The organism is Geothrix edaphica (assembly GCF_030268045.1).
Taxonomy (GTDB): domain Bacteria; phylum Acidobacteriota; class Holophagae; order Holophagales; family Holophagaceae; genus Geothrix; species Geothrix edaphica.
Window position 1 is genome coordinate 1,513,971 of record NZ_BSDC01000001.1, and the last position, 12,672, is coordinate 1,526,642.

Annotated in this window: 11 protein-coding genes; 3 read left to right on the forward strand and 8 right to left on the reverse strand. The window is 65.5% G+C overall.

Annotation, left to right across the window (positions count from 1 at the left end):
* Nucleotides 1–7 precede the first annotated feature (7 nt).
* Complete coding sequence (locus tag QSJ30_RS06865) at nt 8–808, forward strand: sensor histidine kinase (RefSeq protein WP_285607739.1); 801 nt, start codon at nt 8–10, stop codon at nt 806–808.
* A 52-nt stretch (nt 809–860) separates the two neighbouring features.
* A complete protein-coding gene (locus tag QSJ30_RS06870; protein ID WP_285607740.1) occupies nt 861–3,023 on the forward strand; it encodes a S9 family peptidase in 2,163 nt (720 codons plus the stop codon).
* Here QSJ30_RS06870 and QSJ30_RS06875 read toward each other — a convergent pair whose 3' ends face one another.
* The 8 genes from QSJ30_RS06875 to QSJ30_RS06910 all read right to left on the reverse strand — a co-directional run bounded on the left by QSJ30_RS06875 (nt 3,024) and on the right by QSJ30_RS06910 (nt 10,843).
* Nucleotides 3,024–4,289, reverse strand: a complete 1,266-nt coding sequence (locus QSJ30_RS06875) for an MFS transporter (protein ID WP_285607742.1) — start codon at nt 4,287–4,289, stop codon at nt 3,024–3,026.
* 152 nt (nt 4,290–4,441) lie between these two features.
* Nucleotides 4,442–4,864 carry a CBS domain-containing protein gene (locus QSJ30_RS06880; RefSeq protein ID WP_285607743.1) on the reverse strand — a complete coding sequence of 141 codons (423 nt, stop codon included), beginning with the start codon at nt 4,862–4,864 and terminating at the stop codon, nt 4,442–4,444.
* Between the two features lie 10 nt (nt 4,865–4,874).
* A complete protein-coding gene (locus QSJ30_RS06885) occupies nt 4,875–5,579 on the reverse strand; it encodes an ABC transporter ATP-binding protein (protein WP_285607744.1) in 705 nt (234 codons plus the stop codon).
* Nucleotides 5,572–6,291: an ABC transporter ATP-binding protein gene (locus tag QSJ30_RS06890; protein WP_285607746.1), complete on the reverse strand. Its 720-nt coding sequence runs from the start codon at nt 6,289–6,291 to the stop codon at nt 5,572–5,574. The genes QSJ30_RS06885 and QSJ30_RS06890 overlap by 8 nt, the downstream gene beginning before the upstream one ends.
* Nucleotides 6,291–7,340 (reverse strand): branched-chain amino acid ABC transporter permease, encoded by a 1,050-nt coding sequence (locus QSJ30_RS06895; protein ID WP_285607748.1) that lies wholly within the window; start codon nt 7,338–7,340, stop codon nt 6,291–6,293. The genes QSJ30_RS06890 and QSJ30_RS06895 overlap by 1 nt, the downstream gene beginning before the upstream one ends.
* Nucleotides 7,341–7,350: 10 nt before the next feature.
* Nucleotides 7,351–8,220 carry a branched-chain amino acid ABC transporter permease gene (locus QSJ30_RS06900; protein ID WP_285607750.1) on the reverse strand — a complete coding sequence of 290 codons (870 nt, stop codon included), beginning with the start codon at nt 8,218–8,220 and terminating at the stop codon, nt 7,351–7,353.
* Between the two features lie 68 nt (nt 8,221–8,288).
* On the reverse strand, nt 8,289–9,434 hold the full coding sequence (locus QSJ30_RS06905) for an ABC transporter substrate-binding protein (protein WP_285607752.1): 1,146 nt from the start codon (nt 9,432–9,434) through the stop codon (nt 8,289–8,291).
* A 146-nt stretch (nt 9,435–9,580) separates the two neighbouring features.
* Nucleotides 9,581–10,843, reverse strand: a complete 1,263-nt coding sequence (locus QSJ30_RS06910) for a porin (RefSeq protein ID WP_285607755.1) — start codon at nt 10,841–10,843, stop codon at nt 9,581–9,583.
* A gap of 461 nt (nt 10,844–11,304) precedes the next feature.
* Between QSJ30_RS06910 and QSJ30_RS06915 the strand changes: the two genes are divergently transcribed.
* Entirely contained in the window at nt 11,305–12,546 is a 1,242-nt protein-coding gene (locus tag QSJ30_RS06915) for a porin (protein ID WP_285607757.1), read from the forward strand.
* Nucleotides 12,547–12,672 lie beyond the last annotated feature (126 nt).

Genomic DNA, 12,672 nt, shown 5'->3' on the forward strand with positions numbered 1-12,672 from the left:
CTATCTCATGGGTGTCCTCGCCCTGCTGGCCCTTGGCGGGCTGGCCCTTTACGCCATGGCGCATGCCAAGAACCGCATCATCCGCGAGCAGCGCAAGGCCCTGGAGACGGAGCAGCGGCTTCGCCGCGCCCAGGAGGCCTTCACGGACAACGCGCACCATGAGCTGCGCACGCCCGTGCAGGTGCTGGCCGGGCACCTCCAGATGCTGCGGGACATGGAACCCACGGCGCCGCAAGCCGAGATCCTATGCCGGGCCGAGGAGACCACGGTGCGCCTGGGCGGTCTGGTGCAGGGCCTGCTCGACCTCGCCAGCCTGGCCCAGGGCACCCTCGCCGTCCGTCCGGCCCTGACGGACCTCGGCGCACATCTGGCCCTTCTCGGGAAGGATCTGGAGGCCCGAGCCCGAGCGAAGGGCCTGAAGGCCCAAGTGGCCCTGGAGCCCCTGCCCCATCCCCTGGTCTGCGATGCCTCCCGCCTCACCCAGGCACTGGGGGCCCTCCTGGACAATGCCACAGGCTTCACAGAGCGCGGGGTCGTGGCCTTTCGTCTGAGGGCCCGGCCCAAGGGTCGGGCCTGGCACCTGCGGTTCGAGATCGAGGACCAGGGGCCGGGTCTGCCTCCGGACTGGGAGCGGCTGCTGAGGCCGTTCGAGCAGGAGGAGCGCAGCCTCCGCCGGCGCCGGGGCGGCCTGGGCATCGGCCTGCCCCTGGCCGCCGGCATCCTCCAGCTGATGGGGGGCCGGATGGGCCTGGAGCCCCTCGCCACCGGCACGCTGGCCTGGGTGGAAATCGAGCTGGGCGAGGCCTGAGGCCAAGCAGCCCTCGCTTCGCGATATATATAGAACATTCACCGGAGCCTCCATGCCCGTCCGCGCCCTCCTGGCCTGCCTGATCCTCGTCCCCTGCCTGCTGGGACAGGGCTCCGGCCGGATCACGCTCGAAAGCATCGCCCACCCCACGAAGAAGGTGGCCTATGGGGGACTGCCCGCCACCCGCCTGGAGTGGCTGCCGGACGGCAGCCTGGTACAGACCCGCCGGGAGGGGGACCAGGTGGCCCTCTACCGCCTGGATCCGCTCACCTGGGAACGGAAGCCCCTGCTGGAATCCTCCCGGCTCCACACCGCCCTGGTGGCAGCCGGGGCCACCGAGGCCGCAGCCAAGGCCGCCCTCGGCCGCGGGAGCTTCGCCTGGAATGGAACCCACAGCGCCTTCCTCGTGGACGTCGGGGAGGAGCTCTTCCTGGTGGACGTCAAGGCGGCCACGGCCAAGCGGCTGGCGGGCGGAAAGCCCGAGGAGCCGGCCTTCAGTCCCGACGGCACCCAGGTGGCCTATCTGCGCGGGAACGATCTCTACCGGGTGGACGTGGCCACGGCCAGGGAGACCCGCCTCACCACCGGCGGCAGCGAGACCGTGTTCAACGGCCGCCTCGACTGGGTGTACCAGGAGGAGCTCTACGGGCGCGGCAGCTTCCGCGCCTTCTGGTGGGCACCGGATTCGAAGCGCCTGGCCTTCCTCAGCCTGGACGAGACAAAGGTGCCGGTCTACACGCTCATGGATGACCGTTTCCAGCCCCAGAGGCCCTTGAAGGCCCGCTATCCCAAGGCCGGGGATCCCAATCCCATCGCCCGCCTGGGCGTGGTGGATCTCGCCGGGACCACCACCTGGATGGACGCCCCCTACGCGGGCCAGGAAACCCTCATCGTGCAGGTGGGCTGGGATCCTTCTGGCCGCCTGCTCGCCACTCATCAGGACCGCATCCAGAGCTGGCTGGACCTGCGCCGCTACGAAGGGACCGCCTCCCGGCTGCTCATCCGCGAGAACGGCCGGGCCTGGCAGGAACGCCTGCCCCTGCCCCACTTCCTGCCGGATGGTGGCTTCCTCTGGGAGTCGGGACGCACCGGACGCCACCACGTCTATCGCTACGGAAAGGAGGCCCAGCTGCTCGGGGCCGTCACGGCCGGCGACTGGGATGTGCGGCAGGTCCATGGCACGGATGCGGTGGGACGGACCCTCTACTTCGACGCCACGGAGCGCAGCCCCATCGGCCAGGACGCCTATCGCATCGGGCTCGACGGGAGGGACCTCACGCGGCTGACAGACCGGCCCGGCACCCACCGCGTCCGCTTCAACGCCACCTTCACCGCCTTCCTCGACACCTGGAGCGATGCCCGGACTCCGCCCCAGCAGGCCCTCCACGACGGCGCCGGGAAGCAGCTCCGCCTCATTGATGCGAATCCCCCCGACAAGCTCAAGGACCTGAAGCTGGGCAAGGTGAGCTTCCAGCAGGTGAAGACGCGCGACGGCTTCCCCATGGAGACCATGCTGGTGCTGCCCGCGGACTTCGATCCCGCGAAGAAATATCCCGTGTACCAGTACATCTACGGCGGACCGGCTTCCCCCATGGTGCGGGACAGCTGGAGCCGGGATATGCCCTGGTACCAGTTCCTGGCCCAGCAGGGCATCGCCACCTGGATCTGCGACAACCGCAGCGCCTCCCACAAGGGTCTGGCCAGCGCCTACGGCATCCACCGCAACCTCGGGGCCCAGGAGCTCCAGGACCTGCTCGATGGCCATGCCTGGCTGAAGCAGCAGGGCTGGGCCGACATGGACCGGCTCTGCCTGGACGGCTGGAGCTACGGCGGCTTCATGGTCACCTACGCCCTCACCCACAGCAAAGCCTGGAAGCTGGGCATCGCCGGCGCGCCCGTGACCGACTGGCACCTCTACGACAGCATCTACACTGAGCGCTACATGGGCCTCCCCGCGGACAACCCGGCCGGCTACGACGCCAGCTCCGTGCTGAAGGCCGCAGGGAACCTCTCCGGCCGCCTCCTCCTGCTCCACGGCACCCTGGATGACAACGTGCATCCCCAGAACAGCGTGATGCTCATCGACGCCCTGCAGAAGGCCGGCTCCTCCGTGCAGATCGTGCTGCTGCCCGGCTCGGACCACAGCCCCCGGGCCCCCCAGCACAGCTGGGCGCGCTTCCAGGCCATGTGGGAGTTCCTGTCGAAATACCTGTGATCAGGCTTCCCCTGTCGCGGGCAGCATCCGGTCGTACACCCACAGCAGCGCGGCCGTGAGCACGCCCACGCCGGTGATGGTCCAGAGCATGCCGGCCGGCTTGTGGGTCACCTCGCCGAAGTGGTGCATCAGCTTCCCGCCGAACCAGCCGCCGATCAGCGAGCCAAGACCGATGGGGAGGAAGGCGAAGCCCATGTAGGTGCCCTGCTGGCCCGGAGGGGCGAGGCGCGAGATGTACTCGTAGTAGCGCGGCGACTGCACGATCTCCCCCAGTGCGACGCAGATGAGCGTGAGGATCACGCCCGTCACGGTCGGCTTGAAGATCAGCACGATCCAGGCAAGGGAGGACATCAGGGTTCCGATCGTGACGGCCTTCACCGAGGCGATCTTCTGGGTGGCCAGGTTGATCAGGACCGTCAGCGAGATCACGACCAGCGGGCCCGTCATCAGCAGAAGCTCCGTATCCGCCTTCGGGTCGATGTACTTGGCGACATACAGGGGCAGCGTGATGAACTCCTGCCAGTACACCACCCAGTACCCCGTGAAGATCACCAGGAACAGCATGAACTTGGGATTCGAGAGGACGGTGAGGAAGTTCCGGCCGGTCTCCGCCAGGGAGGGAGGGGGCACGTCCCCCTCTTTGCGCGGCTCCTTGAACATCAGCAGCACCGCGAAGAACATCAGGAACACGCTGATGGCGGCCACCCGGAAGACGTTCTCGACACTCATGTGCCGGTGGACGTACGACGCGACAAAGGGGCCAGCGGCGCCGCCGATGTTCACCAGGGTGTAATAGATCGAATAGCCGATCGAGCGAACGTTGTCCTTCGAGGCGCGGGCGGTCGTTCCGACCACGGCCGGCTTCACCAGCGCGATGCCGAGGGCCGGCAGCATCAGCAGGAAGGCGACGAGGGCGCCGAGGGGCACCAGGCCGCGCACCGGCAACATCCAGGACGACCCCAGCGACCCGAGCAGGAAATAGGAGCAGCTGAGGATGAGGTAGGCGAGGGAGAGGGCCCGGCGGAAGCCGAGGCGGTCCGCGATCGCCCCGCCAAAGGCCGCCAGGAACCAGACCAGCCCGCCGAACAGGCCGGCCAGGCTGCTGGCATCCTGCGTGGGAAAGCCGAGGGACTCGTTCAGGTAGCGCGCCAGGGACGCAAAGGCCGCGTAGTACGAGAGGCGCTCGAACAGCTCGCTGATGTTGGCCACCCAGAAGGGGCGCTCAAACCCGTCGCGGATATCGCGCAAACGCTGAGCTGTGCTCAAGGTGCCTCCTGGGCAGGGAAACCGACCTTCGATCTTCCCGGGGATCCGGGCGGGCGGTCAACCCGGTCCGCCGCAAACACTCGCGGGGCCGACCCAGCCCCATGGCACAGAAAGGCAGGGGGCCGAGGCCCCCTGCCCTCGGACCGGCCCGCCTACGCCCGGGCCTTGGCGAACTCCACCACGGCCTTGAGCATGTCGCCCACGGACATGATGCCCACCAGCTGGCCCTTGGCATCCACCACGCACAGCCCGTAGAGCTTGTGGTCGAGGATGGCCTGGGCCGCGGTGGCCAGGTCCGTGTCCGGAGTCACGGTCTGGGGGCTCTGGTTCATGACCTCCTTCACGGCGGTCTTGGACAGCAGGTAATGCACTTCCCAGGTGTCCAGCGAGGTGGCCTTGCCCGGGGTGTAGTCCTTGATCATCCGTTCCGTGATCAGGCCCACGAAGCGGCCCCCTGCCATGACGGGAAGGCGCCGGATGCCCTTCTCCTTCATGAGGTGGATGGCCTCGATGATGGAGGCCTCCTCCTGGATCGTGATGGGGTTCTTGGTCATCCACTTGTCGACAGTGGTCATCGGGATCTCCTCACATGCCCAGGAAGGCTTTCTTGATGTGTTCATTGTTGAGCAACTCGTCGCCCCGCCCCGTCAGCACCACCCGGCCCGTCTCCATGACGTAGGCGCGGTGGGCAATGCGGAGGGACTGGTAGACATTCTGCTCCACGAGAAGGATGGTAACGCCCTCCTTGTTGATGCCGGTGATGATGTCGAAGATGTTCTTCACCAGCAGGGGTGAGAGGCCCAGGGAGGGCTCATCCAGGAGCAGCACCTTGGGATTGGCCATGAGACCCCGGGCGATGGCCAGCATCTGCTGCTCGCCGCCGGACATGGTGCCGCCCAGCTGCTTCTCCCGCTCCTTGAGGCGCGGGAACAGCTGGAACACCCAGTCGATGTTCTTCTGGCGATCCCCCCGGGTGGCCTTGACGTAGGACCCCATGCGGAGGTTCTCCATGACGGTCATCTCCGGGAAGATCCGGCGGCCCTCGGGCACCTGCACCAGTCCGGCCTCGACCACATGGTGCGGCAGCATCTTGCTGAGTTCCTTCCCTTCGAAGGTGATGCTCCCCGAAGTGGGCTTGACCAGGCGGGAGATGTTCTTGAGGGTGGTGGACTTCCCGGCGCCGTTGGCGCCGACCACGGTGACGATCTCCCCCTGGTGAACTTCCAGATCCACATCCCACAGGACCTTCAGATCGCCGTAGGCGAAATTCAGCTTCTCGATCTTAAGCATGGCTCTCACCCAGGTAGGCATCGATCACGTCCTGATTGCTCACCACCTCCTGGGGGGTGCCTTCGGTCAGCTTCTCGCCGGAGGTGAGGACGACGATCCGGTCGGAGATGCGCATGATGGCCTTCATGTCGTGCTCGATGACCATCTGCGTGAGGCCGCGCTGCTTGATGTCCAGGATGAGCTGGATGATCTCCTCGCTCTCGGCCGGGTTGAGGCCGCCCATGACCTCGTCCAGCAGCAGGAGCTTGGGCAGCGTGGCAAGGGCCCGGGCCACTTCAAGCTTCTTCCGCTCCCCGATGGGCAGGCCACCGGCCAGGAAGTCCACCCGGTGCTCCATGCGGACCACCTTGAGCTGCTCCATGGCCACTTCGCGGGCGTGCTTCAGAGACGAGGTGCGCGCCAGGGCGCCCACCATGACGTTGTCCACCACGGACAGCTTGGCCAGGGGGCGCACCTTCTGCCAGGTCCGGACCATGCCGAGCATACAGACCTTGTCGGGCTGGAGCCCGTTCATCCGCCGACCGTCGAAGATGATCTCGCCCTTGGACGGCGGGTAGTAGCCGGTGATGCAGTTGAAGAGGGTGGTCTTGCCCGCGCCGTTGGGCCCGATGAGGCCCATGATCGAGCCCTCCTCCACGGAGAAGGACACGTCTGAATTGGCCGCAAGGCCACCGAAGAACTTGCTGACGTTCTTGATCTCCAGGATGGCCATCAGACCGCCTCCCGATTCCGGCGCGCGGCCATCTTCTTGACGAAACCCATGAGCCCTTCAGGCATGAAGAGGATCACCAGCACGACGAGGATGCCGTAGAGCAGGACATGCGCGTGGGCGAGGTTCTCCTTGAGGAAGAGCCCGATCCGCGAATCCGCGCTCACGAGGCCGATCTTCACCAGCCCTTCGGTGATCATGTTGCTCCGCAGGGCCTCGGACAGCGGCACCAGGATCAGGGACCCAAGTACCGGGCCCCACAGAGTGCCCATGCCGCCGATGATGCAGATGAGCATGATCTGGACAGAGACATCCAGTCCCAGCACCGTGGGCGGATCGACGAACCCCACATAGATGCCGTAGAAGGCGCCGGCCAGCGACGTCAGCACCGCCGAGATCACCAGGCCGATGTTCTTGTAGACCGTGATGTGGATGCCGAGGGAATGAGCCGCGTCCTGGTCCTCGCGGATGGCCTGGAAGTAGTAGCCAAGCTTGGAGTGCTGCACCCAGTACGTGATGGCGATGGTGAGCAGGGCCAGGACGAGGCCGATGTAGTAGAAGGGCACCTTGGTGAGGAAGTCCGTCACCACCCGCTCCCCGATCTTGAAGGCGGGGATCTCGGTGGCCAGGATGCCCTCGGCGCCGTTGGTGAGGGTCGTCAGGTTGATGGCGGAGAGCCGCATGATCTCCGCCACGGCGATGGAGGCGAGCACGAAGTAGGGGCCGCGCAGCCGGAAGCAGATGCTCCCGATCACGAGGGCCACCACGACCACGATCGCCACGCCGGCCCAGACGCCCACCCAGGGGACGACCTGCTTGGCATGCATGAGCATCATGGTGGTGTAGGCGCCCACACCGAAATAGGCGGCATGGCCGACGGAATGCTGGCCCGCATAGCCGCCGAGGATGTTCCAGCTCTGGCCCTGGGACACGCTGAGGAAGAGCAGGATCATCATGTGCAGCGCGTAGGGGCTCTCCACATACCGGGGGACAACCAGCAGGGCCGCCAGGACGATGAGGCCGGTCGCAGCCTTGAGAATGGTCTTGGTCATGTCGTCCTCCTCAGGTCCGCGACTTGCCCATCAAGCCCGAGGGCTTGAAGAGGAGTACGAGCAGGAAGAGCACGAAGACCACCACATCCTTCCAGCCGGAGGAGATGTAGACCGCGCTCATGGATTCGGTGACGCCGATGAGGATCCCGCCCAGGGTGGCGCCCACCACGCTGCCCATGCCGCCGAGCACCGTGATGACGAAGGCCTTCAGGGTGAAGGTGCCGCCCACCTGCGGGAAGATGTAGTAGGTCGGGGAGATCAGCGCCCCCGCGGTCCCCGCCAGGGCGGCGCCGAGACCGAAGGCGATCACGGACATGCGGCTGACGTTGATGCCCATCAGCTGCGCCGCGTCCCGGTCCTGCGCCGTGGCCCGGATGGCCTGGCCCGTGTCAGTCTTCAGCAGGAACCAGCCCAGCGCCCCGGTGATGGCCGCCGTGATCAGGAAGGAGATCAGCAACGGCGCGGAGATCGAGACCCCACCCCCCACCTGGATGGTGGAGGAGGAATATGAGGTCGTGAGGATCTTGTAGTCCGAGGTGAAGATCAGCATCACCGTGTTGCTCATGATCAGTCCCAGGCCGATGGTCAGCAGGATCTGGTTCTGGGAGACGGCGTTGAGCACGCGGTTGATGAAGACCTTCTGGAGGAAGCCCCCGAAGAAGAACATCAGCGGGAAGCTGATGAGGACGGAGACGAAGGGATCGATGCCCATCAGCGTGAACAGCAGATAGGTGAGGTACATCCCGACCATCATGATGTCGCCGTGGGCGAAGTTCACGACCCGCATCACGCCGAAGATGAGCGTGAGCCCGATGCCGATGAGCGCGTACACGCCACCGATCAGGATGCCGCTGATAAGGGATTGAAGGAATACGGCCATGGGCGTCTGGAACTCCTGGAGGGGATGGAAAAGGGGGGCGCCACAAGGCGCCCCCGCTCAGGGAGGAGTCACTTCCACTTGGGGAAGGGGTACACAGCCTTCTTGGTGGCGAACTTGGCGGGCAGCACCGTTTCGTAGTTCCCCTGGAGGATCTGCTGCACGAGCATCTGGTGGTTGTTCTGGTTCGTGAAGCCTTCGTAGTCGGCGAACTGGACCTCGCCCATGACGCCGTTCCACTTGCCGGACTTAAGCGCATCGCGGGTCTTGGCGCGGTCACCGCCGGCATTCTTGGCCGTCTCCGCCATGATCATCATGGAGGCGTAGGCGCAGGCGGCGTGATAGGTGGGTTCCTTGCCGAACTTGGCCTTGTAGCGGGCCCCGAACTCCTTCGCGCCGGGCCAGTTCACATCGTTCGTCCACTGGGTGCAGGAGATGACGTTCTCGGAGATCGCGCGTTCCTTGGCGAACTCGGTGGTGGTGAAGCCCGCGCCGGCGCCGAGGAAGGCCTGGGGCTGGAGGCCCACTTCCTTCGACTGGCGCATGAGCAGGATGGCGTCGGCCACATAGGACACCATGAAGACCAGGTCGGGGTTCTTCGACTTCACCTTGGCGAGGGTGGACCGGTAGTCCGCCGCGCCCTTGGGATAGGGTTCGTCCGCGACGACCTGGATGCCCTTCTTGGCCACGTACTCCTTGGCGGTCTTGGTGGTGGAGGTGCCGAAGTCGGTGTTTTCGTAGATGAACGCGATGGACTTCGGCTTGCCCAGGGAGCTCGCCGCGTCGATGAGGCTGGAGGCGTACTTGTCCGCGGGGGCGTTCATGCGGAAGACGTACTTGAGGCCCTGGCGCGTGATCTCCTCTTTGGCCGCGGCGGGAATCAGCAGGGGCACGCGGTACTTTTCAGCCAGCTTCGCCACGGCGTTGGAGCAGGCCGAGGTGTAGGGCCCCACCACCCCCACGACGTTGTCGCGGGTGGCCAGCTTCTCCATGGCGCTCATGGAGATCTGCGGCTTGCCCGTATCGTCCTCCCACACGAGCTGCAGGTTGATGCCCTTCTTCTTGAGGTCCTCGTCGGCGAGCTTGATGCCGTTGGTGATGTTCTCCCCGATGGGCGCTTCGGGGCCGCTCATGGAGTTGATGACGCCGATCTTCTGCGCCATGAGACACGGAGAGAGGGCGAGAACGGCGCCCAGGGCCAAGAGGTGCTTTCGCATGGCAGCTCCAGTGCAAAAGAGATGTGGGTGGAAGGTATGGTGGATTCTACACCCAAGGTCCGACAAAAAAACCACGGAACCCATGGGTTGTGACCCATGAGTTCCGTGGTGTTGCAGCGGCAAGAACCGCTAGGTGGAAGCGGCTATCAGAAGCCGACCATGAGCGAAGCCACGAGGCTGTCGCCGCCCTGCTCGCCGGTCTGGCCGGCGCGCGGAGCCAGGAAGTTCTTGCTGCGATGGACGTAGTCCAGCTTCAGCTTGCCCGCGCCGTACTTGGCGGGGTTGAACACGTAGTTGTAGCCGACGGTGATCTCCGTGTACTTGGGGCTGAAATCGCCGCCAGCCGCGGGCTTGTAGGGATTGGCGGCCGTGTACCAGTCGTCGCCGGTGTTGTAGTTCAGCATGTCGTAGCGGGCCGTGAACCAGTGGTTGCCCATCTTGTAGGCGCCGTCGACGGCATAGCCCAGGAACTTCTGGTCGAGGTGCTCGCGGGAGGGATTCGTCGTGGCGGCCGCGAAGAGGGTGGGGAAGCGGCGGCCCAGCAGGCCCGTGGCGGCTTCGGCGCTGGCGTGCCAGGTGGCCGTGTCAAAGGCGTAGTAGGCGCCCATGATGGTCGTCTTGTCCTTGTTGTCCTTGATCTGGGCGGCGCTGACGTAGCCGGCAGTCGTCCAGGCAGAGGCGGCGTTGAAGGTCGAATCCTTCAGGCCGGTCACGCCTTCGCGGTAGTAGGCGCCGAACTTGTGCTCGGGGCCGTAGGCGAACTCGAGGCGGGTGGTCCAGTCCTTCTGGGCATTGCCGGAACCGGCCACGGTGTTCTCGTTGTTCTTGCCGCCGCTGCCGTCATCGGTGGTGCCGTTGGAGACGGCGAGGTTGACCTTGCCGCTGAAGCCCTTGGGATCGCCGAAGGCGTAGATGCCCCAGATGCCGCGGTCGCGCTTGTCGCCGAACACGCGGTTGATCTGGTTGCGCTCGAAGAACAGGATGTTCGTGGCCGCGACCATGGTGGCCTCATAGGTCGTGGGCATCTTGAACTGGCCGGCCTTCACGGAGATCCCGTTGCCCGCGTTCCAGGTGATGACCAGATCCTGCAGGACGTTGTTGGGCACCGTCGCGGTGTTGCTGTTGTTGGGGTCGAACATCGCATTCCAGGTGATGTCGTCGGTGATCTTGCCGTTCAGGTAGATCTCGGCGCGCTTGACGGCGAAGTTGTTCTCCTGGAACCGGGAGTCGAGGCCGTAGTACTTGGAGGCCCCGGCCGTAGCCGTCGCGTTGTTGCGCAGGTTGCTGTCCAGCATCTGGGTCTGCCAGAACTCGAAGAGGACGCCGGTGAGCTTGATGTCCTGCGCCTGGGCCTGGGTGACCCCGGCGGCGAGAAGGGCGGCAATGCCGGCAAGGCGGGTGATCTTCATGGATGGGCTCCTAGTGAGGGAGGGTTGGGAGGGATTGAGGGCGGAGTTCAGGTCAGACCACCTGATGTCTGGGACACCAGTCGTTCCAAATCGATGAATGGATCAAACGGATTCAAGCTAAACGGGGGAGCCCGCTGCGTCTATCAAAAATGAAGCAAAGGTTCCGACGGTTGTGATGCGAGACACAAAGGTGTGCTGACACCCCCCTGGCAGAGGGCTCAACGGAGGGCCGGGGCCCCCGCGCGCGAAGACCTCCGGCCGGTGTCTTCAGGCGAAGGGACCTCGGAGTCGCTGGTCAAATACAGACCTGTCGCAGGGCAGGTCCTCGAAGGCATATTGAGAATCAAAATCATCAACACCAATTCACAGATCCAGCACACACCCGGAGCAGCGTCTTCGCGACCACGTCACAGGCGGCCGGGAACCTTTCTCCATCGGCCTGACGGCCCCTAGGAGACCCCATGAAGCGCACGTGCAACCTCGGCCTGGCCGCCTTCCTCCTCGCCGCCCTGCCGGCCTCGGCCCAGACAGTGAAGATCGGCGGGGACATCCAGCTCTGGTACACCCAGATGCTGGACAGCAACCTCCGGTACAACAGCGCGGCTCCCGGCGGGTACTACAACCTCCGCAGCGAGTTCAAGGAGAACACCTTCTCCGTCCGCCGTTCCGAGATCAAGCTCTCCGGCAGCGCGGCCGAGGGCGTGGACTACGAAGTGATGTTCGACCCCTCCATTTCCACCGGGACCTCGAACCCCATCATCCTCCAGGATGCCTTCGTCACCTGGAAGCCCTTCGCCGGCCTCGACGTGAAGGCCGGCCAGTTCAAGAACCTCCAGACCTACGAGGGCGTGACGAGCTCCACCGAGCTGCTCTTCGCCGAGCGCAGCCAGCTGGGCCGGATGTTCGGTGACAAGCGTGACCGCGGCCTGGCCCTCGGCTTCTCCTACGGTGATCCCAAGGGCTTCGCCGGCAAGGTCACCGCGGCCGTGTTCAACGGCATGAACGACGCGACCTCCGGCAAGACCAACGACACCAACGCCCAGAAGGACGTTGTCCTCCGCGTGGACTTCAGCCTCGGCCAGACGCACAAGTTCGGCGCCTACACCCTCCAGGGCGGCACGGACGTGGCCGACAAGGGGAATCCCCCCGCCACCATCGCCGCGAACCCTGGAGGCGCCTGGCCCACCCAGGCCGCCATCTACGACAACAAGGACAAGACCACCAACCTGGGCGCCTTCTATGCCTACCAGGATGGCACCTGGACCCTCACCGCGGAGTACATGACCGGCCTGCTGGGCCGCCGCTTCGCCACCCTCGCCGCCACCGCCCCCGCCGTGAAGCGCGAGCACCTGGACCAGAAGTTCACGGGCTACTACGTGACCGGCGGCTACACCTCCGGCCACCACAGCATCCTCGCCCGCTACGACCTGATGAACCTCAACAGCGGGGACGACTGGTACACCGCCACCAACCCCTACACCACGAACGTGGCCACCGGCCTCCCCACCGGCGCCGACTACAGCCCCAAGTACACGGAGGTCACCGTCGGCTACACCTACGCCTGGATCCCCGAGAAGGTGAAGGCCGCCAACCTCAAGGTCAACTACATCGCCCGCAGCAAGAACTTCCTCCGGCCCTTCGGCACCGAGACGGGCGAGCAGGGCGGCAACACCGTCGTGGCGGCCCTGCTGGTCGCGTTCTGATCCCTCCGGAAAGCCCATGCGAGCCCCCGGGAGACCGGGGGCTTTTCATGGACCGGCCGGCCTCAGCCCTCCGGGGGCGTTTGGAGCCCCTGGCGATTGCCCTCGCAGTCGCCCTTTGCCGAGAGC